Annotated in this window: 22 protein-coding genes; 11 read left to right on the top strand and 11 right to left on the bottom strand. The window is 31.5% G+C overall.

The window, feature by feature from the left end:
* The first annotated feature begins 453 nt into the window (after positions 1-453).
* The 4 genes from VOI25_RS09850 to VOI25_RS09865 are packed head-to-tail and all read left to right on the top strand — an operon-like array spanning position 454 to position 5,793.
* On the top strand, positions 454-1,821 hold the full coding sequence (locus tag VOI25_RS09850; RefSeq protein WP_323788898.1) for a DNA methyltransferase: 1,368 nt from the start codon (positions 454-456) through the stop codon (positions 1,819-1,821).
* The gene (locus tag VOI25_RS09855; protein WP_323788899.1) at positions 1,821-2,807 is read left to right on the top strand and encodes a hypothetical protein; all 987 of its coding nucleotides are present in this window, start codon (positions 1,821-1,823) and stop codon (positions 2,805-2,807) included. The genes VOI25_RS09850 and VOI25_RS09855 overlap by 1 nt, the downstream gene beginning before the upstream one ends.
* Positions 2,804-4,831: a hypothetical protein gene (locus tag VOI25_RS09860; RefSeq protein WP_323788900.1), complete on the top strand. Its 2,028-nt coding sequence runs from the start codon at positions 2,804-2,806 to the stop codon at positions 4,829-4,831. The genes VOI25_RS09855 and VOI25_RS09860 overlap by 4 nt, the downstream gene beginning before the upstream one ends.
* 5 nt (positions 4,832-4,836) lie before the next feature.
* A complete protein-coding gene (locus VOI25_RS09865) occupies positions 4,837-5,793 on the top strand; it encodes a hypothetical protein (protein ID WP_323788901.1) in 957 nt (318 codons plus the stop codon).
* A gap of 871 nt (positions 5,794-6,664) precedes the next feature.
* On the opposite strand, the gene VOI25_RS09870 is transcribed toward VOI25_RS09865, so the two are convergent.
* The 9 genes from VOI25_RS09870 to VOI25_RS09910 all read right to left on the bottom strand — a co-directional run bounded on the left by VOI25_RS09870 (position 6,665) and on the right by VOI25_RS09910 (position 16,886).
* Positions 6,665-8,056, bottom strand: coding sequence for an FAD-binding oxidoreductase (locus VOI25_RS09870; protein WP_323788902.1), 1,392 nt, complete (start codon positions 8,054-8,056; stop codon positions 6,665-6,667).
* A 59-nt stretch (positions 8,057-8,115) separates the two neighbouring features.
* Entirely contained in the window at positions 8,116-8,628 is a 513-nt protein-coding gene (locus VOI25_RS09875) for a YybH family protein (RefSeq protein ID WP_323788903.1), read from the bottom strand.
* 129 nt (positions 8,629-8,757) lie between these two features.
* On the bottom strand, positions 8,758-9,849 hold the full coding sequence (locus VOI25_RS09880; protein WP_323788904.1) for a nickel-binding protein: 1,092 nt from the start codon (positions 9,847-9,849) through the stop codon (positions 8,758-8,760).
* 176 nt (positions 9,850-10,025) lie between these two features.
* Positions 10,026-10,217: a cold shock domain-containing protein gene (locus tag VOI25_RS09885; protein WP_323788905.1), complete on the bottom strand. Its 192-nt coding sequence runs from the start codon at positions 10,215-10,217 to the stop codon at positions 10,026-10,028.
* A 66-nt stretch (positions 10,218-10,283) separates the two neighbouring features.
* A complete protein-coding gene (locus VOI25_RS09890; RefSeq protein ID WP_323788906.1) occupies positions 10,284-12,107 on the bottom strand; it encodes an adenylate/guanylate cyclase domain-containing protein in 1,824 nt (607 codons plus the stop codon).
* Between the two features lie 27 nt (positions 12,108-12,134).
* Positions 12,135-12,644 (bottom strand): hypothetical protein, encoded by a 510-nt coding sequence (locus VOI25_RS09895; RefSeq protein ID WP_323788907.1) that lies wholly within the window; start codon positions 12,642-12,644, stop codon positions 12,135-12,137.
* 195 nt (positions 12,645-12,839) lie between these two features.
* The gene (locus VOI25_RS09900; protein ID WP_323788908.1) at positions 12,840-13,562 is read right to left on the bottom strand and encodes a hypothetical protein; all 723 of its coding nucleotides are present in this window, start codon (positions 13,560-13,562) and stop codon (positions 12,840-12,842) included.
* A 6-nt stretch (positions 13,563-13,568) separates the two neighbouring features.
* Positions 13,569-14,264: a DUF6090 family protein gene (locus VOI25_RS09905; RefSeq protein ID WP_323788909.1), complete on the bottom strand. Its 696-nt coding sequence runs from the start codon at positions 14,262-14,264 to the stop codon at positions 13,569-13,571.
* Positions 14,265-14,411: 147 nt separating this feature from the next.
* Positions 14,412-16,886: a zinc-dependent metalloprotease gene (locus VOI25_RS09910; RefSeq protein ID WP_323788910.1), complete on the bottom strand. Its 2,475-nt coding sequence runs from the start codon at positions 16,884-16,886 to the stop codon at positions 14,412-14,414.
* A 194-nt stretch (positions 16,887-17,080) separates the two neighbouring features.
* Here VOI25_RS09910 and VOI25_RS09915 point away from each other — a divergent pair, with 194 nt between their 5' ends.
* The 4 genes from VOI25_RS09915 to VOI25_RS09930 all read left to right on the top strand — a co-directional run bounded on the left by VOI25_RS09915 (position 17,081) and on the right by VOI25_RS09930 (position 21,854).
* Complete coding sequence (locus VOI25_RS09915; protein ID WP_323788911.1) at positions 17,081-17,908, top strand: OmpA/MotB family protein; 828 nt, start codon at positions 17,081-17,083, stop codon at positions 17,906-17,908.
* A 183-nt stretch (positions 17,909-18,091) separates the two neighbouring features.
* Positions 18,092-20,272: a T9SS type A sorting domain-containing protein gene (locus VOI25_RS09920; RefSeq protein ID WP_323788912.1), complete on the top strand. Its 2,181-nt coding sequence runs from the start codon at positions 18,092-18,094 to the stop codon at positions 20,270-20,272.
* Positions 20,273-20,318: 46 nt separating this feature from the next.
* Positions 20,319-20,609, top strand: coding sequence for a DUF3817 domain-containing protein (locus VOI25_RS09925; protein ID WP_323788913.1), 291 nt, complete (start codon positions 20,319-20,321; stop codon positions 20,607-20,609).
* Entirely contained in the window at positions 20,610-21,854 is a 1,245-nt protein-coding gene (locus tag VOI25_RS09930) for a mechanosensitive ion channel family protein (protein ID WP_323788914.1), read from the top strand.
* 7 nt (positions 21,855-21,861) lie between these two features.
* Here VOI25_RS09930 and VOI25_RS09935 read toward each other — a convergent pair whose 3' ends face one another.
* Positions 21,862-22,263: an acyl-CoA thioesterase gene (locus tag VOI25_RS09935; protein WP_323788915.1), complete on the bottom strand. Its 402-nt coding sequence runs from the start codon at positions 22,261-22,263 to the stop codon at positions 21,862-21,864.
* A 128-nt stretch (positions 22,264-22,391) separates the two neighbouring features.
* Between VOI25_RS09935 and VOI25_RS09940 the strand changes: the two genes are divergently transcribed.
* The 3 genes from VOI25_RS09940 (at position 22,392) to VOI25_RS09950 (ending at position 23,996) form a co-directional block, all read left to right on the top strand.
* Positions 22,392-23,006 carry an intradiol ring-cleavage dioxygenase gene (locus tag VOI25_RS09940; protein WP_323788916.1) on the top strand — a complete coding sequence of 205 codons (615 nt, stop codon included), beginning with the start codon at positions 22,392-22,394 and terminating at the stop codon, positions 23,004-23,006.
* A gap of 130 nt (positions 23,007-23,136) precedes the next feature.
* Positions 23,137-23,550, top strand: a complete 414-nt coding sequence (locus VOI25_RS09945; RefSeq protein WP_323788917.1) for a glyoxalase — start codon at positions 23,137-23,139, stop codon at positions 23,548-23,550.
* Positions 23,547-23,996, top strand: a complete 450-nt coding sequence (locus tag VOI25_RS09950; protein ID WP_323788918.1) for a hypothetical protein — start codon at positions 23,547-23,549, stop codon at positions 23,994-23,996. Before VOI25_RS09945 ends, VOI25_RS09950 begins: the two co-directional genes overlap by 4 nt.
* Here VOI25_RS09950 and VOI25_RS09955 read toward each other — a convergent pair.
* Positions 23,989-24,666, bottom strand: a complete 678-nt coding sequence (locus VOI25_RS09955; RefSeq protein WP_323789094.1) for a DUF2461 domain-containing protein — start codon at positions 24,664-24,666, stop codon at positions 23,989-23,991. The genes VOI25_RS09950 and VOI25_RS09955 overlap by 8 nt on opposite strands.
* Between the last annotated feature and the right edge of the window lie 8 nt (positions 24,667-24,674).

Genomic DNA, 24,674 nt, shown 5'->3' on the forward strand with positions numbered 1-24,674 from the left:
AACCTAACCTATCTTACAAGATGACTAATAATTTAGCCAAATGGTAATATTTTCGTTTATCGTATTGGTTTATAGGTTGTAGAACTTTTTAGCAGTTCTTAAAGCAATGATAGAAAAAGTATTAATTCTTGCTTTATGACATGAATTCTAGGTTCGCGAGCAGCTATTTTTTTAGAATAGAGTGTGCGAGAAACCAATATTGTTGGTTCATGACTTCCAAAATTTAAAATTAAAGATTAGGAGTAAAACACTCATTTTACGAAATCGAGGCACGACGATTCATGAATTCTTATTTAATGAAATAGGAGATAATGAATAAACGACGATAGGAGAGAAGTGGTATGTGTGTGGAATTACTTAGAAAGTAAAAGATTTGATATTTAATGAAATATAACTAGGTAGTTATTTACATATTTTTTAATTTACAAGATTCTAAATAAGGAATAAATAAATTTGGAACTAACCATCATAGAAAAGTCTACTCAATACAATAATATTATCAATGAATTTATTGATAATTATGCTGTATCTGGCGAACCAATAGAAGTTAGTTTTCGAAAATTAGTAACTGAAGTTAAAACAGATAGAGCTACACATCTTATTCATAGTTATCCTGCAAAATTACTAATGAATATTCCATATTTTTTTCTAAATAATACTGTTTTATCAAATATAGGAGATAATGTTTTAGATCCATTTTGTGGAACAGGAACGGTTTTGCTTGAGTCTGTTTTGGCTAAACGAAATGCATATGGAGCTGATGCTAATCCTTTAGCTAGATTGATAACTAATGTTAAAACTACTAACTATAGTATAAAAAAATTAGAATTTTATTTTGAGTTTATAAAAGAAAAAATTGTTAAGGAAGAAATTGGTAGTTATCCTGATGTTATAAATATCGATTATTGGTTTTTACCGAATGTCAAAGAGCAATTAAATCAGATACTCTACTCAATTAAATTGATAGATAACCCAAAGTGTTTAGATTTTTTTATGATTTGCTTTTCAAATTGTGTTAAGAAAGTAAGTCTAGCTGACAATAGAGTTTCTGTTCCTGTCAGACTTCGTTATGACCAATATCCAATTGGGCATCCTCTGAGAGAAAAAAATAAAGAAAAACTTAAAAGCTTAAAAACTATAGATGTACTAGCTAAGTTCAATACAATAGTTAGAGATAATATAAATAGATTTAAAAAAGAAGAAACAAACTTTAGCTCAAAATACAAAGCAAATATTATCTCTACTAATGCTAAAAGGTTGGTTAAGCCTAATAAAGATTTATTAAAAGGCATTAAATCTGAATCTATAGATTTAATCATAACATCGCCACCATATGCTGGAGCACAAAAATACATCAGGTCATCTAGTTTAAATTTAGGTTGGACTGAACTAGCTAAAAAAGATGAATTAAAACAGCTTGATAGTTTATCAATCGGAAGGGAAAATTATTTAAAAAAAGAGTATAATGAATTATTAAAAACTGGTGTTGAAGAAGCAGATTTACTACTTAATGAAATATATACTTCTAATGCATTAAGAGCACATATTGCTGCAAATTATTTAATTGAAATGCGAACTGCCTTGAATGAGTCTTTTAAAGCTCTAAAAAAAGGAGGATATTTTGTTCTAGTGATTGCAAATAATCAAGTTTGTAAAAGAGAGTTTCGAACCAAAGATTATTTAGTACAAATAGCTGTAGAATTGGGCTTAAAAATAAAATTTCAATTGATTGATGATATTAAATCTTATGGATTAATGACTAAAAGGAATAAGACTGCAAATATTATAACACGTGAATGGGTAATACTTTTTGAAAAATAATGAAAGAATTTGAAGATGATCTTAGGCGCAAATTAAAAATACTAAGTGATATTATTTGGGATGGCAAAGGAAGGAAATCTACTTTAGATCAGTGGTTAGATAATTTTACTGAAGATGATTTTAAAGTTAATATATTATATCTACTTACACATTTCATTTACTTTAATAAAATACAAGTCACTGAAATGTTAAAAAGCCTTTATAGAGATTTGTATCGTTATCCTATATTGAGTAAAATTCGTATTGAGAATGGGAATTCATTTGATTCAAAAATAATAGAACCATTATTTAATGTTGAATTAAGTAAAACTAGATTTGTTGGACTTGGAGGAGCAGGAGAAAGTGCTACTCATCTATTGTATCCATTTGGTCACATAAATGATATTCATCCAGATTATTTAATAAACTATAAGGAAATAAAGGATATACTAAAAGAAGATAAAAAGGTAGATAATTTTATTTTTATAGATGATTTAGCTGGTTCAGGAACTCAAGCAAAAAAATATCTGAAAGATTTATTAACTGAACTTAAGATTGAGTATCCAAATATTAGTTTCACATATATGGTTTTAATATGTACTACTAAAGCATTGAATACTTTAGAAGAATTAGGTATTTTTAAAGAAGTTAAAGCCGTATATTTATTGGATGATTCATTTAAAGCTTTTGATGATAAATCAAGATTCTATGCAAATGAAAATAATCCAAGTTTCATCGATTTAGAAGCTACAAAGAAATATTCTGGAGAATACGGTAAACCTTTGTATAATTTTATTTGGGAAGTAAAGGAAGGATTGGACACTGTAAAAGCAAATTCAATGGCAGATAGAGATAAATTAGGCTTTAAAAGAGGAGAACTTTTACTTGGCTTTCATCATAATACTCCAAGTAATACTCTTCCAATAATTTGGTTTAATGAAAAAGAATTACCTTGGATTCCAATTTTCCCAAGATTTAACAAAGTTTATAAAAAACCTGCAGTATGAACGAGAATCCCTTTGATATAACTAAAGCAGTACATTATACAAACCAGCAACTTTTAGATTATTGGGTTAATTTACCTGGAGATAGTGGGTTTGAAGAAATGATTAATCCTAAATCTCAGATGCCGATGATGATTGTAGGTGGAAAGGGAAGTGGAAAGACTCATGTTTTAAAATACTATTCTTTTAGTCTTCAAAAATTAAGATACCTTGAAAATAACACTCAATCTGTAAGTAATCAAATATCTGAAAAAGGATATTTAGGATTATATATGAGAGCTGGCAATTTAAATGCAAAAAAATTTAAAGGTAAAATTCATACAGAAGAAGCTTGGCAAGCGATATTTGAGTATCATCTAGACTTGTTTATCAGTCAGATATCGTTGAAAGTTTTTGTTGACTTAATTAAAGGGGAACCTCATTTATTAAAAGATCAATCTTCAATTTGTGAAAAAATTATTTCCCTATTTGACAAATGGCCAGAAGACAAAATACCAAAAACATTAGAGGAATTATTAAATTGTTTTATCTCATTTCAAAAACAAATTGATTACAAAGTAAACAATTCGTCTTTATTAGGTTTGCCAATTGAAGGTTTAGATATATTAGTAACAGGAGCTAAATTGATTCTTGGTATTCCAAAAATATTAAAGGAGGAGTTTGTTTTTTTAAAAAATGTTCAATTTACTTATCTGATTGATGAATTTGAAAATTTCACTGAAACACAGCAAAAATTCATTAACACTCTGATTAGAGAAATAGAAGCTCCAGTTTCAATAAAAATTGGTACACGTCCTTACGGAATAAAGACTTTAGAGACTTTTAGTGGTGGTGAATCTATCAGAAAGGGTGCAGAATATGAAGAAGTTGATATAGATGGAATCTTTAGAAATAGACCTTCAGATTATTCTAATTTTATTAAACAAATTTGTTTAAAGAGGGTTTCAGAATCGGGATTTTTGATCAAAAGCAATGAAGCCCTAAGAAATTCACTAGAAATTTTTGATTATGATAATTTGCAAAAAAAATTATTGACTTTAAAGCGAATAGGTCACCGTTCTGAATTAGAAAGAAAACTGCCAATTGAAGAATTGAAAGAAATCCAAATTATTTTTGACAATTTAAATTATAATTCGAATTTTTTATATGAAAAAGCTAGTTACTTAATTTTTTATAGAAGCTGGAAAAAAGCTAAATCAGAATTTGAATTCAAAAAAGAGTCAGAATTAATTTCTAAAAGTTTGCATAATTTTATTCAAGGAAGAGAACTTAAAAAAAATAAGCATCGCAAAATTTTAGAAAAGTTTAAATATGATTTTATTGATCAATTATCGGTTGAGAATAATTTACCGCCTGTTTATTGGGGATTGGATAATTTTATTAGAATGTCGGCAGGAATTCCAAGGTTAGTGCTACAAATAATGAAATATACATTTAGTTGGGCTAATTACAATGAGGAAAGACCTTTCGCAATGACTTCTAAAATTTCAATTAATAGTCAAAGAGAAGGTTTGTTACAAGCAAGTGATTGGTTTATTAAAGATGCACAAATACCAGGTAAATTTGGAGTTACTGTTAATCAGTCAATACACAGAATTGGTCAATATTTGCAGACTTTAAGATACTCTAATACTCCACCGGAATGTTCAATTTCTTCTTTTCGAATTGATAAAACGATTCTTTCTCCTCAGAATCAAAAAACTTTGAAGTTTTTAACAGAATATTCATACCTGATAAAAACAAGTGATAGACAAGATAAAAATTTAGAGAGAAATGACAATACTTATCAAATAATTGGAATTTTAGCTTCTATTTGGGGACTATCTTTAAGTCAAAGAGGCGTTCCAAATTTAAATATTGATTTAGCAAAACTTATTTTTGATGATGATGACGAGACTGGTAAACAATTTAAGTTGTTTATTAATGAAATTGATTCTAAGTATAATGCACCATTTTTAAAAAAGAAAAGCAAACCAAATAAAGGTAAAACTACCGAGACTCCTTCTAATCAAACAAAACTTTTGTAAATAATATGAATTACGAATATTATTTAAAAAGAAGCTTTTCTTCAGTTGCGGATATAGATTATACTGAAGATTATGACTTTTTTCTATCATCATATAATGAAAGTGATCGGGTTATCGGTTTATTTAATGGTATTTTTAGTAAAGAAAAAATTTGGATAATTCTGAGTGAATATAATTACACTAAGAATGAATATCCAAAAAACAAAAATCTATTCATACCTGAAATTAATACGAATGAGGGTGAAATTATAAGACAATTATTCAATGATTATAATATAACAAGCAATCATAGATTATGTATTGACATAACTGGTTTTTTAAGGCCACATATCGCTTTTCTGGTTAGATACCTCAAAGCCTTAAACTTTAAGAAAGTAGATTTTGTTTATACTGATCCAGTTAGATATAGGAAAAAAGAAAAAACTCCGTTCTCAAGTATTTTGTCTAGTGTTGAACAAGTAGAAGGTTATAAAGGAACTTCTGTAACTGATACATCAAATGATTTACTAATTATATGTACTGGTTATGATAGTAAGAGAACAAGAGCTGTAGCAGATTATAAAAAGAAAGCTTCGAAAACTCTATTATTTGGATTACCAGCTTTACAAGCAGATATGTTTCAAGAAAATATATTGATGGCTTATGATGCAGAAGATGATACAGGAAAAGGTAATCTTCAATATCTAGACTCATCATTTAGTTTGTTTGCACCTGCAAATGACCCATTTATTACCGCTCAAGTTATTAGTGAGTTTGTTACTAACAAAAATAATCTTAAACCCATTACCAACTTATATTTGAGTCCTGTATCCACAAAGGCTCAAACTTTAGGTATGTGTTTGTATTATGTGAATGAATGCATTGATAAACCTGTTAGCTTGATTTTTCCTTACTGTGAAACTTACGAAAGAATTACAACTGAAGGATTATCTAAAATATGGATTTATACTTTAGAATTTTAGATTTTAAGCCGACCTCATAAAATTTTGGCTAAAACAATAGGCTATACAAGATCAAATTATCCAGTGGATGATTTGTCTTGGATACAACTTCAAAATTGTATTTAGCTAATTAAACTTATTTAGCAAGTTGACGAGACATGCGAAACATTCTTAAGGACAAACAGTAAAATAAATATATCCTGAAAAATCGCGTAGAAAAAAAATTTGATGCACAAATACCCAAATACGCTAAAATTTCAATAACAATCAAAAGCTAGCTTTTTAAATGCGGCTGATTTTTATTGTTTTTATAAAGAGCTCATGAATGCTAATCGCTGACAATCGCTTAAAAATTTATTTCTAGAGGATTGTTTGAGTTATGAGAATTATATATAGATAAATAAATCGCTTTTACATAATTGATTACGATATAAGTCTATAGACGTTATATCTATAATTATGTAAAGTATAACGTAAAAACGTTTTACACCTGATTTATGCAGGTTTTGGTTAAAATGCCTATTATATATAAATGTACTATAATTTATATTATGTAAAATAGAATTACATTGTTTCAAATGACCACAGCACTCCATTTGCGTATCCTCAATAAATCATCCACAGGATAATTCATTTTCGTATAGTATGTAAAATAGAAATGTACTGTTTCAAATGACCACAGTACTCCATTTCAGTATCCTCAATAAATCATCCACAGGATAATTCATTTTCGTATAGTATGTAAAATAGATAGACTATTCAACTACCAAATAATTCTCCTCTTTGTGTATATCAAAACTAAAATGTCGTTTGGATGATTTATGTCAAACAAAAAAAGCAATCATCCCTTAGACGATTGCTTTTTATATTTTGTTTCAGATAAAACTGAAATCTAATGCTTCGGTTTAATATTCTGATTGACCCTAAATAAGTTTTCAGAATCATACCTTGCTTTAATACGAGCCAATCTATCATAATTATGTTTGTAGCTTGTTTTGATGCGTTCTTGACCTTCGTCCATCATAAAATTAGAATATGCACCACCAGCAGAATATGGATGTAATGCTTCTTGGTAGGCTTTACACCATTCGGTAATTTTATCTACATTTTTGGCATCTGGGTCTACACCTATAAATACACCTGCATATTTGGCATCACGATATGCCCAAGGTGTATCTTCTAAACCAACTCTGCTCGCTGCTCCTGTTATTGGATATAAATGCATTTGTGATAATACAGTTGGAATTGTTGATCCATATTTTAAATGTTCTGCTCGTATTTCTGAAGTCAAGTCGTTAAAGAAATCTGCTCGCCAATACCACTGAAGTCCTGGTGGTAAGAGTCCGTCAAATAAGGTTTGTAACGCTGGAAAAGGCATTTCACCAACATGTGCAAACACAGGATTTAAATCTAATACGTCTTTAAAAAGTGCATCAAATTTATCTGGATCTCCTACATAACACCATACAATACCGCAGAACTTTTTATTGTGCAACTCTTCTGGAAATGGCGATTCCGGAATGACCATTGTGGCTATAAATCCGTTTAAATCTTCGGTAGTTTGTTGTATAAATGTATCATACCACGCCATGATTTCTTCTACCCGTTCTATTGGCCATAATGTTGGTCCACCCATCACCATTTTAACAGGATGTGCTTGAAATTTAAAAGAGGTTACGACTCCAAAATTTCCGCCACCACCACGAATTGCCCAGAATAAATCTGTGTTTTCATTCGCATTTACGGTAACAAAAGAACCATCTGCTAAAACCATCTCTGCTTCCAATAGATTATCAATCGTAAGTCCGTATTTTCGAGTTAAATACCCAACGCCTCCACCAAGTGTTAAACCACCTACTCCAGTTGTAGAAATCATTCCCGAAGGAATTGCCAAGCCATAAGGATGTAATGCAGCATCAACTTCGTTCCAAATGTTTCCACCTCCAACGTTTACCGTATTATTTGAGGTATCAACATCGACATGTTTAATTCCAGATAAATCAATAACTAAACCGTCATTACATAAGCCTAAACCTGCACCATTATGACCACCACCTCTAATGGCCACTAACAGATTGTTATCTCTTCCAAAATTTACGGAAGCTATAACATCGTCGACAGTTTCACACATGGCAAAAACGCCTGGATGTTTGTCAATCATGCCATTATAGACTTTTCGCGTGTCGTTATATGCGGAATCTGACGGCAAGATGAGCTTGCCTTTTAATTGGGATTCAAAAGCAGTTATACTGTTTTGAGCTATGTGTTTTACTGATATTTTCATCTTTTATATGTTTGGTTGATTAGTTTGAAATTACTTGATTCGATTACGCTGCTACTCTATTAACTTTTTACTTTGGCTAAAGGCGAATGATGCTCGTGAACCATTTTCCAACCGTCTTCAGTATTAACGAATAACAAAGTGATTTGATCATTAACAACAACTAAGTCTTCTCCAAATTTTAGATGAAAATCGGAATGAAAAGTTAGGTTTGCGACTTCACCATAGACAGCAATGTGCACATCTTTTGCATCGAATTTTACGACTTCGGTTACCGAACCAAAAACACCGCGTTCATGAGCTTCATTAGCTTCACTCCCATTTCTTGGTTCTCCATTTTTGAATTCTGTAAACTTTGGACCATATGCATGAAATGAAATGAGTTGATCTAAATCGCCATCTTTAATACTTTGTGCAATTGCTCCAAAGGTTTCCATAACCTCTTGTTTTGCTTCTGGAAACTCAGTATGGATCAAGTCCGTTTTAACGGCTTTTACGTTTTGTTTCTGAGGTCTAAATCCAGTGATCATAATTGTTATACATAGAACCACTGCTAATGTCAATTTTGTCTTCATAATGTTTTGTTTAATTGGTTTTCATCAAAAGTAGAATGGAAAACAATTCTATAATTCTACATTTAGACCAAATAAATACATTTTTAGACCAGAAGAAAAATTAATCGTAAGATGCTGTAAAACAGTATTTTATTTATTAGTTATGAAATTTGAAGGCAGAATTCCATATTTTTTATGGAAACATTTTGAAAAATAAGCAGGACTACTAAATCCTGTTTGATAAGCAACTTCTGAAATATTACAGTTTTTCTTTTCTAATACGTCTAAGGCTTTTTCTAAGCGATAATCTCTTAGAAACATATTGGGAGATTTACCGATTAAATTCATCATTGTTCTATATAATTTTGATTTACTGTAGCCTAAATTTTCTTCAAAATCACTAACGTTGATTGTTGTTTTTGACCAAATACGCTCTGTATAAGACATGAGTTGAATCATAAACGCTTCGTCTGAAGCGTTTAAAACACTAATAGACTCATGAGTTAAGGGCTTATTTTGATTTTCACCTTCGTAAAGATCTTTTATAACTGAAGTAATAGAAAAACCACCTTTAGCGATATCACTTAAATAATCAGCGGTTTTTATAGTATCTTCAAAAATGCCATCTTTCTCTGTAACAGGAATACCAGCACTAATGCCAATATTAAATACTAAGTCTGGTGTAATAACCTTATGATAGGTGTCTTGGATTTTTATGCCGCAATGCACAGCATCAGTCACAGATGCAAAGGACATCAAAAAGCTATTTGCATCTTGCTTTACAATGCGACCATTATAATGAGACGTAAAGCTTTTTATGGATGATGTATAGCCTCTAACTGCTGCTTTTAAGGTGTTTATGTCTTTAGTTCTTAAGGTTTCGGTTTTTAGTTTCACAACCATTAAGGTTCTAAAAGCAGGATCGTTAATAATATTTAATGTAACATTTTTTGATTTTTCAGGATCTTCAATTCGTCCTAAAAACGATTCGACTATGGTATCATTAACTTCAATAATACGAGTTGGAATGGCACCATGAGCATTTTCATGTAAGTCGATAAGTGCTTGTTTATTTGGTGCATCAATTAAACAAAAGGCAGTTTTTCTTTTTTCATCACACCAATAGGTAAGTCCACGACAATTGTATTTGTGTTCAATATCTAAATCGGCTTGATGCATTTCTGCAACATGAGCAGCTGTAATGCCTTCAGGAAGGTCATGTAAGTCTAAAAATAAAGGCATAAGGTTGGTTTTGAATGTAATTTACAGTTTTTTTTTCTATTCTATTTATAGAAAACAGTAGCATTATTGTCTTATTCCCTTATTTAATAAGGTTCTATTTAAGCATGACTGCACTATTTAGCATAAAAAAGCCCATCACATGGTGATGGGCTTTCGAATTTCGGTTAAGCGTATATTTAAATAACTTTTACGTTTATTGCGTTTAATCCTTTTTTGCCTTCTGTCAAATCAAATTCAACGTGATCGCCTTCGCGAATCTCATCTACTAATCCTGAAATGTGTACAAAATGGTCTTCGTTTGAACCTTCTTCAGTGATAAAACCAAAACCTTTGGCGTCGTTGAAGAATTTTACTGTTCCTTTACTCATAATATAATATAATTTTTAATATTACTTTATACTAGTCAAAGATGATGCCAAATAATAGTTGTGCCTTTAACCATTCACAAAATACATTTTCATAGTGCCTCTATTTTTAACAGCCAATTCACCACGATACTCACAATCAAATTCTTCTTTAACTAATTGAAAGGTGTTTTCTGAAATGTTGATGCGTCCAGGTTCTGAATTACTTTCCATTCGAGAAGCCACATTTACAGCATCTCCCCAAATATCATAAGCAAACTTTTTTGTTCCTACTACTCCAGCTACTACTGAGCCTGTATTAATACCAATTCTAATATCAAATGTAGCCGTCGTGGCATCGTCATGTTTGGTTTGATTTACAAAATCGTTCATTTCTTTTGCAGCTAATACCATGTCTTTAGCTTGGTCATTATTATCAAAACTTAAACCTCCAACTGCCATATAAGCATCTCCAATGGTTTTAATTTTTTCTAAACCATGTTTTTCCATTATTAAGTCGAACTTAGAAAAGTAATGATCTATGGTTTCTACTAGTTTCTCTGGTGAAAGATTTTCTGCATAGCTTGTAAATCCTTTAAAATCTGAAAACAATACTGTTACAGAAGGATATTTTTTTGCTACTACTCGCCCATTATCCTTGAGTTCTTGAGCAGTGTCTTCCGGTAAAATATTTAGTAGTAAGGTATCTGAACGTTCTTTTTCTATAGCTATTACCTTGTTGGCTTTCTTAACAAATTTGATTTGCTTAAATAAACTATAGGCGAATAAGAGAATAAGTGCTAAAACGCCAATTGTGGACCAAAGTACAATGCGTTGACTTTTTTGTTTTTCTTTAAAAATGATTTCCTGAGATTCCTTTTGAGCAATTTCATAACTGTTCATTTTTTCAAAACGTTCTAAATTTATAATACTGTCTCTATAAATAATATGTGCTTTATAGCGATCAAATGCTTTTTCCACATTTCCTGTACGCTCAAAAAGTTGAGACAATTGCATATTTGCGCTACTAATTTGATCTTTAAGGTTGTAGCGTGTGGCTAAACCTAGACTTCGCTCTGCATACTCTAAAGCAAGGTCGTAGTTGTTTTGCTCGACATACAACTCAGACATGTATTGTAAAAACACAGATATTGGATAGTAATCTTCATTCTCTTCAAGTAAGGCAATGGCTTCATTCATGTTTGTTTTAGCCAGGTCATGCTTCCCTTGTTTGGCATAAACCATTCCAATATTTCCTACATTATACGCTTTACCAACGAGATAATCTTCTTGCTCAAATAGTTTACCAGATTCTTCAAAATTAGATAATGCTTTATCGTATTGCTCGGTATTATAGTATTCGTCACCTGCATTTAATAATGCAGTTGCTAACATTATGGGATTATTAAGTTGCCTGAGTAGAGTAATTGACTTATCGTAGTAGAGTTCGGCACTTTCAGAATTCCCCATCATTGAATACGTATCAGCAATAGATACAAGTAAACCAGCTAATAATTCTTCATCCTCATCTTTTTTGGCCCATTTTGTACTTTCAATATACGCTTCTAAAGCTTCATGAAAATCGCCTAAGAGTAGTAAAGCATTGCCTCTGTCTAAATAACCAGCTGAAAGATAATAAGATGTAGAATCACTTTCACTTTCTTTAGTGGCCTTAATCAGAATATCTGAAAAATGTAGTTTCTCACTAGGATCGGTTTCATTGCTAACAATTTCAAAAAGTATCCTTAAGTTATTAGAAATGTCAGGATCGTCATTGTAGACTTGTTTTAAACTATCTACTGAAAACTGATTTAGTTCTTGTGCGTTTAAATTTGATGCTAAAACGCCCATAAAAAGGCATAGCACTTTTATTAAATAATGCTTTATATCATTAAAAAATGGTACATCATTCATAAAGAATAATTCTACTAATAGGTAAAATTAAATGTTAGGTTTCTTTTTTATAAGAAGTTTTGGATCAATCGTCATTGAGTCTTTAAATAAGTCCCCTTTTGTGATATGAAAGCGTAAGATATATCTTTCGTGATCTCCATCTTTTACACTATCGTCAGTTAAAACATGACCAACGATTTGATTTTTACCGTTTACATCAATTTTAAGACCTTCCTTAAAAAAGCCTTTACTCTCCTCTGGATTTACCTCTTGAACCATTGATTCAAGAAACGATAAATAGTTACCTACGCCATCTATATCTTTCTCATCAGGCTTCAATGTTGTTATCGACCAAGTCATTTCACTACCTTCATAAATGACCGTTTCTTGATCTTTATTGGGAGCACCAAAGGGACTGCCTGTTCCATTTGGATCAATCAATTCTACATATTTATTAATCAATTCTTCCTGATTTTCTTGTGTAATTTCTTTTTCGAAAAGTTGAGCAGCATCTACTACAATTTGAAGTTCACTCTTTTTTTCAGTTTCAGTTTTCATGTTGGTTGGTTTTTAAATTTTAGTAATAGCTATAGGATTAATTACAATCAGATAACATTTAAGCTAAATCTGATAGGATCTTTTAAAATTGAATTTGGGAAAGCAAAAGTTGTGTAGGCTGAAACACGAGATAGTTGAGATAAATTAAAAATACTATATTTTACGTTAGAATCCTAATTAGAACAGATATAACACTTATTCTGAAACTACGGCTTCCAATGCTGTTTTAGCCATTTCTAAATCGTCAAGAAAATCACCTATTAAACTTCCATAACCACTAACGTATAAAAAACGTAAAGATGCAATTCGTGCTTTGTGACCTTCATCTTTAAGTAGGTAATTAATGCATTCATTCCTGCATGTAAAATCGGTAATCAATTCTAAATACCAAGTTTGTGTTTTTTCAATTTCAGCTAAATTGTTTTTCATTTTTTCAAAAATGATAGACTCAATATCATCGCACTTTTTCAAATGTAATTTGTAGGTGCTATTCAAATCAATCAATTGTTGCGAGGCTTCACTATCATCTAGTTCTGCATTATCTATTAAATTATTTAAATGTTTGTCTAATGATAAGGTATTCACTTCAAATAACACAGTACTTAACATGCTTTCATCTTTCACCTTATCGCTGTCATAATCACGTCCTAAAACTTTTAAATACGTTTGATGTAAGCTGTCTATGACTTTTTGAAAATTTCCAACGGCATTAATGTCTTTGTCTAGTTGAATGAGCACCTTTTTTTGAAGGTCTTTATTCGCGTTTTCTAACTGTTTTTCTTGATTCCAATTGCTGATGCCTAATGCAATTAGAATGCCGATGATGACTAAGATAATTTCACCAAGAGCATAGGTCAAGTACTTTTGAAATGGTCTTCCTTTTAAAAGTTGAAATCGTTGTTTGTTAAATATTTTCATACACTATTACTTCTTATCTAAACGTTCGCTCAATTTGCTAATTGATATCTTATTAAAATCTTGAAGCGCTTTTAATTGCGGTTCTAAATTTCCATATATTAAGGTATTATGAACGGCTAATCGCGCTCTGTAATTTTGACTTAAATAATAGGGTAACATATCAGGATGACTTAAGTCTCCTAAAAGTAAATTGGCAATCCATGGCTGATTTTCTTTTAAATAGCTCATATTATTATCAATATCTTCTCCAATACGATTTAGTGATTCAAGTAATAAATTTTCAAAAATTCTATGATTGGCTAAAATACCTGAAATTAATGTGTCTTGTTCAATTTCAGTATCGTTGACGTAATTCTCTAATAGCCCAATTCCTTTTTGCTGAAGTTTAAAAGGCGAATATGATAATGTTAGTCCGTAACCTTGAGGATCTTCTTCATAAGTTTTAGCTGTTACAGTTGGACTTAAAAAGCGTTGAAAATGCTTTTTTCTATCGTCTACGTATTTCAAAACTTGACCAACAACCAATGTGTCTATTTCCAAATCTTGTTTATACACTTTCAAGTAGGTTTTTAAACGATTTTCTGAAGCTTTTTTTTCATTGAAATTGTTAATGTTTACGGCGATTAAAATCCCAATAACGACAAGAATGACCTCTCCTATGCCATACAATAGGTATTTTGAAATACTTTTTTTGGAAATCAATGTTTTTCTGTTTTTATTAAAAATACTCATTTGTTTTCAAGGTCATTGTAGATGTTATAAATATAACTTAATGCTATGACAATAAAAAACACCTTAATGAATTACTCAAAAAGGTGTTTCAACACTTAAAATTAGTGATTGGTTAGTTTATTTTGGATCTAAAATATTCTCTATACGTTTTACACAATCTCTATAATGGTATTTAGTCACAGTGTTTACTTGTCTTGCTGCTGCAGAAGCTATTTGACGTTTTAAGGTGTTTAATTCACCACGAACTAAAGCACGAACATCCGATTGAGACACATCATAAAATTGATTAGTACGCGCTCTGTCAAGCTTTTCAGTCATTAAATATCCCATTCTATCAAGATAAGCTCGTTGTAAATTACGACGATAAACATCAACATTTTTTGTCACAGCAGCTTCACTCCAAATGCCTTTTCTCAAATCTTGAAGCATTGCTAATGCGCTGTAATTTATAGGATTTATGGCTTCATGATCTATTAAACGTCCTAAGCGCTCAAAGCTCAATAAACTACTCAAATATCTACTTTGATAACGTCTTAAACTTTCGGTATAGCCAGCATAATTTATATTCTGAAGCATGGTTTTATCGACCAACCAATTTTGAGTTTCAAATGCGTTTTTATGAACCCATTGCATTGATTGTTGCTGTAATAATTTCGGAACAGCTTCATAACCAATTCCGCCTTGACTAGGAGTAATTAGGTTTTCTTTTACACCTCCAACATTACTTAACACATGTCCAATATAACGGTTATAACAACTTAATAATTCACCATGTAATTCGGCTAAATCATCATAATTGTTGGTCTGACTGCTTGTCCAAGCAGGTAAATTTTGAGCGACATACTTTAAGTTTTTCAAGGCATAATTTGAAGCTTTAATGGCATCATTTCCAATATCTTCTGTTTGAGAGGTTGGATCAAAACGACTTCTCTGTCTTCCAAATACAAATTTAGGATCGCCAGCTTTAGCTATAATCCAAGCATCTAAAGTGCTTTTCTCAGCCTCTGGCGTTGTTGCTTTTGGAATCATTCTGTAACCCCAATTTATAGCATAATCGTCATAAGGTCCCATTTTGCGAACAAATCGAATGTTTTGATCTCCAGGTTGTGCAATGTAATTATAGCGCGCATAATCCATAATTGTCGATGCAATTCCATATTCTTGTGTAAACGCTCCATTTCTGTAACTCTCTACATCATAGGCTTTACTAGCACTCATATTATGAGGCAATCCTAAGGCATGACCAACTTCGTGAGCAATTACCATTTTCATCATCTCTCCTATTTCTTCAGCTGGTGTGTCTAAGGTTCTTGCTGAAGGGTTTGCTGCTCCAGTTTCTAATAAATAGCGATTTCTATAGGAGCGTAAATGATTGTGATACCAAATGATATCACTCTCTATAATTTCACCACTTCTAGGGTCTGAAACACTTGGACCAACGGCATTTCGAGTTTCACTAGCAACATATCTCACTACGGAATATCGAATGTCTTCTGGACTAAAATCAGGATCTTCTTCTTTTGTTGGTGGATATTTAGCAATAATAGCATTTTTAAAACCTGCTTTTTCAAATGGACCTTGCCATAATTCGATACCTTCTTTGATATATTTTCGTAAACTTTCAGGAGTTGCTGGATCTAAATAATAAATGATGGGCTTAATCGGTTCTACCAACTCGCCTCTTGCGTAAGCTTCAGGATCTTTTGGTTCTAATCGCCAACGTCTGATATATGTTTTTCGATCTGCTTTTAATTTTTCACTACCATAATCGACTTGACTATAGGTAAACCAACCAACACGATCATCTGCAAAACGAGATTGCATTGGTTCTTCAGGTAGTAAAATCATAGATTGATTCATTTGCAAACTTATAGTCTGTGCCGAACGCGTTGAAGGTGGTTGTGTCGCATTATAAGTCATATCTTGAACCACTTCAATATTTTGCGCAAAGCTTTTCATACCATTAATAAAACTTCGTGTAGCATCTAAATTACGTACCTTATAGGAGGTTCGTAATCGACTTGATAAGCCACTAATCGCTTTTACATCAGTGCTATAAAATTTAGTTACGTCAACAACTACTGCTGAAGAATCTTTTGAGAATGCAGCAATATCAAATGCAAATAAGGTTGGTGCATAATTGTTAGATTCTACCGAAATACTAATTGGTAATTCTTCATCGGCCACTGCACTATACGATTTCTCCTTAATGAGGATTTTTTTATCGAAACGTTCCCAAACAATTAAACGTTGACCAGTTTTTGTTCCTGCATTATAAAAGCCACCACCTAAATTTGAAGGTAACTTTGCAATTCGGCTAACCAAAAGCATATCTTTTCCTAAATGGTCGTTTGGGATTTCAAAAAAGTACTTCTCTCCTACTTTATGCACTTTAAACAAACCATCGTCTGTAATAGCATTTTTAGTGATTACTTGGTCGTAGGCTTTTATACCATTGGTTGGCTTTTTAGGCTTTTGGGCTGGAACTTCGGTTTTTTGATTTTTCTTATTTTTTCTTTTGGATTGTGCTTCAATTGACCATGGAACCGAACACAATAATAGTGTTAAAGTAAATAATACTACTTTTTTCATAAGTGGAGAGATTTATTTATAAGGTTTAAAATTAATTAAATGCCTTCAGAATACATGGCTTTTCACAAAAAATTAAGGAGTTTAGTTATTAGTCTGTAATAAAAACTTTTTAATAAAATATATCTGAATAAAAAGTCCATAATTGATTTACTTCCGTAGATATGTATATAAACTAAAACTCTAAAAGAAACATTATGAAAAGAATTTCAGTAATTGTATTATCAACTTTATTTTTAACTGCCTGTGTATCAAAGAAAAAGTATGCTGCTTTAGAGCAAGATAACGGAGAGCTTAAAAGCGAACTCACAAAAACTAAAGTTGCAAAAGATGAACTTGAAGGTAAATTTGAAGCCATTCAAGCTCGTGTAGATAGTTATAATTCTAAAATTAATTCACTTACCGAGGACAACAATGCAAAACTTGTAAATGTTGATGGTGTTGTAATTTCTGAAAACCAGAAAGTAGCATTAAGAGAATCACTTAAAAAAGTACCTCCAGCGTATTTAGCGACTGCAAAAACACTAAAAGATTCTATGAATCTTGCTGTGCAATTCAACTTAAAAGAATCCATGGATAATATTGAAGAAGATGACGATATTTCTATCAAAATAGAAGAAACAGTTGTAATGATTTCTATTTCAGATAAAATGTTATTTGATTCTGGTAGTTATAGAATTAGTAACAAAGCGAATGAGATTTTACAAAAAATCGCTAATGTGGTTAACTCTGAAGAAAGCTTAGATATTATGGTTGAAGGTCACACAGATGATAAAGCTTTAAAAAGTACATCATCAGTAAAAGACAACTGGGATTTAAGTGTGTTGCGTGCAACTTCTGTAGTTAAAAAATTACAAAAAGATCACGGTGTAGCTCCTGAAAAACTAATTGCAGCTGGACGTAGTTTTTATCAGCCTTTAGTAGCAAATGATACAAAAGAAAATAGAGCAACAAATAGAAGAACACGTATTGTAATTTTACCAAATATTGACAAATTCTTTGCCTTGATGTCTTCAAATGAATAAAACTTAACCATATATATGTTTAGTTAATCCAAAAAAGACTACTGTTTTTCAGTAGTCTTTTTTTTATAATAGCAATCTAATCATCAACTTATATGATCAGTTGGTCGAAATTTGACAAGCATTCCATTGTCAATTCGAAATCTTTTATACTTTTATATTATAAATGTTAACCTACTGATCTTTATGAAAAAAATTACACTATTACTTTTCGTTTGCTTTTCTATTAGTTTTTCATCGAATGCTCAGCAATCTATTGCTCGTGAGTGGAATGACGTTTTATTAGATGCAGTGCGTTCCGACTTTGCTAGACCTACCGTTCACGCTAGAAACTTATTTCACAGTTCCGTGTTAATGTATGATGCTTGGGCAATTTTTGATTCACAAGCTAAAACGGTGTTTTTAGGACAAAATTTCCAAGGCTATGATTGTGTTTTTAACGGAATTACATTTCCTACAGATCCTGACGCTGCGACTCATGAAATTATTAGTTATGCTATGTACAGACTTCTTAATTATAGATTTCAAAATTCTCCTGGATTAACCGAAATTACACAAGAAATTGAAGATTTGTTCGTGGGTTATGGTTATGATATTAATTTTGCATCTACAGATTATAGTACAGGTTCTTATGCAGCATTAGGTAATTATATAGCAAGAGAAATGATTTCTTTTGGTTTGGATGATTTTTCTTATGAGCAATTTGATTATCCAAATGTGTTTTATACACCTGATAATCCAGCATTAATTTTAGAGCTCTATCAAGACAATACAGGTATTGACCCGAATAAATGGCAACCTTTAGCGTTTTCAACTTTTGAAGATCAAAGTGGTAATATTTTTCCAGATGAAACGCCAGCTTTTTTAAGTCCGGAATGGGGAAATGTGAAACCATTTTGTTTAATTCCTGACGATTTGGATATTTTGAATGATGGATTTGATTGTTATGTGTATAACGATCCAGGACCTCCAGTATATATTCAAAATTCTAATGAAGATGGAATTGATGATCCTTATAAATGGCATTTTGCTTTGGTAGCATCTTGGTCATCGCATTTGGATCCAAATGATCCAACCATGATTGACATCTCTCCTGGTTCTATTGGAAATTTTGACTTAGCAAATTATCCAGAAACCTTTGAAGAATATAAAACATTTTACGATTTTACTAATGGTGGTGATGCTAGTACTGGTCATACATTAAATCCTTCAACAGGATTAGCTTATGCACCCAATATGGTAAAACGTTCAGATTATGCAAGAGTACTTGCTGAATTTTGGGCTGATGGTCCAGATTCTGAAACACCTCCAGGACATTGGTTCACGTTAATGAATTATGTGAGTGACCATCCTGATGTGGTTAAAAAAATTGGTGGTGTTGGTCCAACAGTAAGTGACTTAGAATGGGATGTGAAATCCTATTTGGCTCTTGGTGGAGCCATGCATGATGCCGCAATTAATACTTGGGGAATAAAAGGTTATTACGATTATATTAGGCCAATTTCGGCAATACGATATATGGCTGGAAAAGGACAAAGTAGCGACGCAACCTTACCTAATTATGATCCGCATGGTATGCCATTAATACCTGGTTTAATTGAACAAGTTCAATCTGGCGAAGAATTGGCAGGAGCTGGAGATGAAAATGTAGGTAAAATAAAAATATATGCTTGGAGAGGTCCAGACTTTATTAATAATCCAGAAACCGATGTTGCTGGTGTAGATTGGATTTTAGGCGATCATTGGTGGCCTTACCAACGAGGTACATTTGTAACTCCTCCTTTTGCTGGATATTTATCTGGTCATTCGACCTTTTCAAGAGCAGCAGCTGAAGTTTTAACAAGATTAACAGGTGATCCGTTTTTTCCAGGTGGCATGGGAACCTTTGATTTAGTACAAAATGATTTTCTTGTCTTTGAAGTTGGTCCAACAGAAAACATGACGTTGCAATGGGCAACCTATCGTGATGCCTCAGACCAAACTAGTTTGTCAAGAATTTGGGGAGGAATTCATCCTCCTATTGATGATATTAGAGGACGAATTATTGGTGACAAAGTAGGAAATGAAGCCTTTAATTTGGCATTAACGTATTTTGAAGGCACACTAAGTGATTCAACTGCAGCAGTAGAAGAATCGATAAGCCTCTATCCTATTCCATTCACAAATGAGCTAACAATTTCAAATCCAAATGGTGATAAACTGCGCGTTGAATTATATAGTCTAGATGGAAAACGAGTATACCAATCTGATATATTTGGAAACAGTACTCAGCTGCAATTATCGTCGTTGGGCACAGGCTTATATTTTGCAAAATTCTTCGATACAAATAACGCAACTGTATTCGTTAAAAAAGTTGTAAAAAACTAGATAAAATCAGACATATAAGGTACTTTTGTCCTTAAATTATGTCCTTATGTTTTCGTTATTTAATAGCTTTAAAATCATAGCTTTATTAGAAGGTGTTTCTTATATTTTATTGCTTTTCGTGGCTGTACCTATAAAGTATCTGGCAGATGATCCGCAGTATGTGAAACTTTTAGGAATGCCTCATGGTCTTTTATTCATGGCTTATATTGTTTTAGCAATTATGCTTGGTTCTCAACTTAAATGGAATGGGAAAACTTTACTGATTATACTTGCTGCATCAATAATTCCTTTTGGGACATTTTATGTGGATAGAACCTACTTAAAAAAAGCAAAATAAATGAATCGCATTCGTCATTATTTTTATGATTACTTCATAGCTTTTGATTTTACTGAAACATCAGCCAAGTATCTCAATATGATGTGTTTATTCGTTATATTGGCTATTCTACTTTTTGTTGCTGATCGTATTACAAGAAAGTTAATTATTAGTTTCTCTAATCGTTTTTCAGAGCAAACCAAAACAAACTTTGATGACTTATTAGTCAGCAATCGTGCACCAAGACGAGTTGCGCATTTAGTACCGTTAATTCTAACCATCCAATTATTTCCAGTTGTATTTCATGATTTCCCTCAGTTTGAAACGTATATCGTTATGCTAATTAAGGTCTATGGAATTGTACTTACGATCTGGATTATTAGAAGTATTCTTAAAACTTTTGAGTCCTATTTTAAAACCTTACCACGATTAAAAGACAAGCCAATTGATAGTTATATACAAGTTGCCATGTTATTTATTTGGATAATTGGTATTGCCTCTATGCTAGCAATTATAATTGACCTGTCGTTCATTAAATTCTTTACAACACTAGGAGCAGCTTCTGCGGTTTTATTATTGATATTTAAGGATACGATTCTTGGTTTTGTAGCGAGTATTCAAGTGGCTATAAACGATAGTGTTCGAATTGGTGATTGGATTACTATGGAAAAGTATGGCGCTGATGGTGAAGTTATAGAAATTAATTTATCTACCGTTCAGGTTCAGAATTTTGATATGACGATTACCAATATTCCAACCTATGCTTTAATTTCAGATTCTTATAAGAATTGGAGAGGTATGCAGTCTTCAGGTGGTAGACGTATAAAGCGTTCAATTATTCTGAAGGCAAAAAGTATTGCCTATTTAACTGATGATGAAATTAATAAACTAAAAGCCATAGAATTAATTTCTAATTACCTAAAAACTCGTCAAAAAGATATTTCCAATTTCAATTTAGAAAAAGGTGTTGATAAATCAGTTCTTATTAACGGTCGTAATATGACTAATCTGGGTGTCTTTAGAAAATACATGCAAACGTATATAGAAAATCATTCGGCTGTAAATAAGGATATGACCATTATGGTTAGACAATTAGAGCCAACTCCACATGGATTGCCTTTAGAAATATATTGTTTTAGTAGTGATAAACGTTGGGAAAACTACGAATATATTATTGCAGATATTTTTGATCATGCACTAGCAGCTGTTCCATATTTTAATTTAGAAGTGTTTGAATATCCAACTAAGTTTGTGGATACTAACTAGGTATTAATTAAACGTCATCATTTTCGTCTAATCTATTTTTTACATACTCTATTTCTGTTTTTCCATGAGGTTTTGGTTTACCATCTTCACCAAGGTTTACCATAATGATATTGTCAACCGTTAAAATGGTTTCTCTAGTCATTTTATTTCTGGCTTCACATTTTAATATGAGTGAAGATTTTCCAAATTTAACCACTTCGATACCAATTTCAACGATATCACCTTGTTTTGCCGAAGCCATAAAATTAATTTCAGAAATATATTTCGTTACAATTTTAGAGTTCTCTAATTGAATGATTGTATATAATGCTGCTTCTTCATCAATCCAAGCTAATAATTGTCCGCCAAATAAAGTTTGATTAGGATTTAAGTCTTCTGGTTTTACCCATTTTCGTGTATGGAATCTCATTTTTTATGTAAAGATTAGTAATTCTTGCTTAATCACATAATCTCAGGTTAATCTTTTTTTAAACTTTTCTTAAATAGTATATAATCAAAATATTCAATAGTATCTTTAATTCACTTAAATCAATTAGAATGAAATATTTAGCCACTGTTTTAGTTAGCTTAGTTTTAATAATGTCTTCTTGCGCACAATCTAATAATGCAAAAGTTGGTGGACCTTGTGAAGGTTGTGAAGCTGTAAATGAGTTTGGAACTAAAAACCTTAAATGGTCGGATACTATTTTTGGTTTTGAGACTGCCACGAATAAAATTAAGATTAGTGGTAAGGTATATATGAGTGATGGAAAAACACCAGCAAAAGATGTGTTACTTTATATTTATCATACAGATAATACAGGAAGATATCCAAAAAAATCAACATCAAATGGTTGGGAAAAAAGACATGGGTTTTTGCGAACATGGTTAAAAACAGATTCTAGAGGTAACTATGAATTTTTCACTTCACGACCTGCATCATATCCTAATTCGACGGTTCCGCAACATATTCATATTACAGTCAAAGAACCGCATTTAAATGAATATTATATTGAAGATTTTTATTTTGCGGACGATCCAAATTTGACACCAAATATTGTAAATAGGACTCACCCTAGAGGAGGTTCTGGAGTAATTACTTTAAAAAGGAGTGGAACGCTGAAAACGGCAACAAGAGACATCATTTTGGGATTGAATATTCCAAATTATTAGAATAGAAATCTATAATCTCCATGTATTATAATCTACATAATTAGAATTTGTTGATAACACCGTTAACAATATATAAGAAGTAGAACATTTTAGGTAATCTTAATCTCTATTTTTAATTAAAATTAAAGCCATGAATGATCGATCTACAAATTTGAAATCTATAAGACCTATTATTGCTTCTGCTCAAGTGAATGACACTATGACTGCTGATGAATGCTTTCAGAACGCAACCTTACGTCCAATTATAAAAATGCAAAGCCATCTACTTGTTGTGGTATTTCGAAATTATATCGCAAAGCGGAAAAATGTATTTTTCGATTTATCGCTTCCGAAACAATTGGCATATATAGAAAATGCAATTCATAAGGATATGAAGTTTAGAAATTCCGTAAAAGGAATGATTATTGGTCAATTTACTGTGGAAGAATATGAATTGTATATTCAAAATTCTTCAGCTTTAAACAAGCGAATGATGAACATTGTTAAAGATCGTTTGGTAAATCATATTCAGGTGTTTATTCAGCCTCTTGCAGAAGCTATATGAGTTCTATAAAATCGAAATTATTTGATATTTGCATAACGCATGTCAATAAGCGTATTTCTAGTTATAAAGATGAAATTGAAACCATTAAGGAATCTGTAGAAAGTAATGATAAAAGCACTGATGAAGATGATGATTCTGGTAACGGTAAACTACTTAACGATTTAGAAAAAAACGCTCAATATTTGAGTGATGCATCAAAAATGTTAGATGTTATTAAACTGATTAACCCAAAAACAATTCATCAAAATATTGTGTTAGGTAGCTTAATAAAAACAGACACTACGAACTTTTATATTGCGACTAGTATTGGTAAAGTAGATGTTGACAATGAAGCCTACTATATTATTTCTAAATCCTCTCCTATTGGTCAATTGCTATTAAATAAAACGGTTGGCGATTCTATTGCTTTTAATGAGAATCGATATAAAATTTTAGAGGTTAAATAAGGGACTCTCCATTCAGATTCGTTGTCAATACATCACTCATATAGTCAAAAAACGGACGAATAGCTTTAAATGATGAATCGACATTATCAATAAAGTCACTACTTAGAACCTCTTTATCAGAATATTTCTTAGTGAAGATATATTGCTTTTTTCGAATTAAATCTATGGCAGGATGTTCTTTATCAAAATCTCTAGGCGCAGTTTTTAATTCATCTCCAACGAAATCTCCCCAAACTGATTTAAAAGCTTTTTTATTAATAATCGTTCTTATGTCTTGATCGTCTTGCTCAAACTCACGTCTAATTCTTAACAAATCTTCTTTATTAGGTTCCCAAAATCCAGTTGCAATAAACGATTCATTATTAGGTTGAATATGAACATAATAACCACCTCTCAATTCTGGTTTTTTTCTACCAAATGAACCACCAAAATGGGTTTTGTAAGGCAATTTGTTTTTTGAAAAACGCACATCACGATAAATTCTGAACATCTTAAATGTATCGACCTGATCATGTTTGTTTAGCTTTTCAAATAATTGATTATAAACTTGTTTTACTTCAGTTTCAATCTCTTTAAACTCTTTTTTATGCTCAGTAAACCAATCCCTGTTATTATTCTTTTCTAAATTTTTAAAAAAAGTAAAAGTTTCTTTTGGTATCGTTTCGTTCATTTCAGATG

This window comes from Psychroserpens sp. (assembly GCF_034670085.1).
Lineage (GTDB): Bacteria > Bacteroidota > Bacteroidia > Flavobacteriales > Flavobacteriaceae > Psychroserpens.

Bases quoted from the DNA above. Each gene is read 5' to 3' on its own strand.
- VOI25_RS09855 (WP_323788899.1), top strand. From the start codon at position 1,821: ATGAAAGAATTTGAAGATGATCTTAGGCGCAAATTAAAAATACTAAGT.
- VOI25_RS09860 (WP_323788900.1), top strand. From the start codon at position 2,804: ATGAACGAGAATCCCTTTGATATAACTAAAGCAGTACATTATACAAAC.
- VOI25_RS09865 (WP_323788901.1), top strand. From the start codon at position 4,837: ATGAATTACGAATATTATTTAAAAAGAAGCTTTTCTTCAGTTGCGGAT.
- VOI25_RS09870 (WP_323788902.1), bottom strand. From the start codon at position 8,056: ATGAAAATATCAGTAAAACACATAGCTCAAAACAGTATAACTGCTTTT.
- VOI25_RS09875 (WP_323788903.1), bottom strand. From the start codon at position 8,628: ATGAAGACAAAATTGACATTAGCAGTGGTTCTATGTATAACAATTATG.
- VOI25_RS09880 (WP_323788904.1), bottom strand. From the start codon at position 9,849: ATGCCTTTATTTTTAGACTTACATGACCTTCCTGAAGGCATTACAGCT.
- VOI25_RS09885 (WP_323788905.1), bottom strand. From the start codon at position 10,217: ATGAGTAAAGGAACAGTAAAATTCTTCAACGACGCCAAAGGTTTTGGT.
- VOI25_RS09890 (WP_323788906.1), bottom strand. From the start codon at position 12,107: ATGAATGATGTACCATTTTTTAATGATATAAAGCATTATTTAATAAAA.
- VOI25_RS09895 (WP_323788907.1), bottom strand. From the start codon at position 12,644: ATGAAAACTGAAACTGAAAAAAAGAGTGAACTTCAAATTGTAGTAGAT.
- VOI25_RS09900 (WP_323788908.1), bottom strand. From the start codon at position 13,562: ATGAAAATATTTAACAAACAACGATTTCAACTTTTAAAAGGAAGACCA.
- VOI25_RS09910 (WP_323788910.1), bottom strand. From the start codon at position 16,886: ATGAAAAAAGTAGTATTATTTACTTTAACACTATTATTGTGTTCGGTT.
- VOI25_RS09915 (WP_323788911.1), top strand. From the start codon at position 17,081: ATGAAAAGAATTTCAGTAATTGTATTATCAACTTTATTTTTAACTGCC.
- VOI25_RS09920 (WP_323788912.1), top strand. From the start codon at position 18,092: ATGAAAAAAATTACACTATTACTTTTCGTTTGCTTTTCTATTAGTTTT.
- VOI25_RS09925 (WP_323788913.1), top strand. From the start codon at position 20,319: ATGTTTTCGTTATTTAATAGCTTTAAAATCATAGCTTTATTAGAAGGT.
- VOI25_RS09930 (WP_323788914.1), top strand. From the start codon at position 20,610: ATGAATCGCATTCGTCATTATTTTTATGATTACTTCATAGCTTTTGAT.
- VOI25_RS09935 (WP_323788915.1), bottom strand. From the start codon at position 22,263: ATGAGATTCCATACACGAAAATGGGTAAAACCAGAAGACTTAAATCCT.
- VOI25_RS09940 (WP_323788916.1), top strand. From the start codon at position 22,392: ATGAAATATTTAGCCACTGTTTTAGTTAGCTTAGTTTTAATAATGTCT.
- VOI25_RS09945 (WP_323788917.1), top strand. From the start codon at position 23,137: ATGAATGATCGATCTACAAATTTGAAATCTATAAGACCTATTATTGCT.
- VOI25_RS09950 (WP_323788918.1), top strand. From the start codon at position 23,547: ATGAGTTCTATAAAATCGAAATTATTTGATATTTGCATAACGCATGTC.
- VOI25_RS09955 (WP_323789094.1), bottom strand. From the start codon at position 24,666: ATGAACGAAACGATACCAAAAGAAACTTTTACTTTTTTTAAAAATTTA.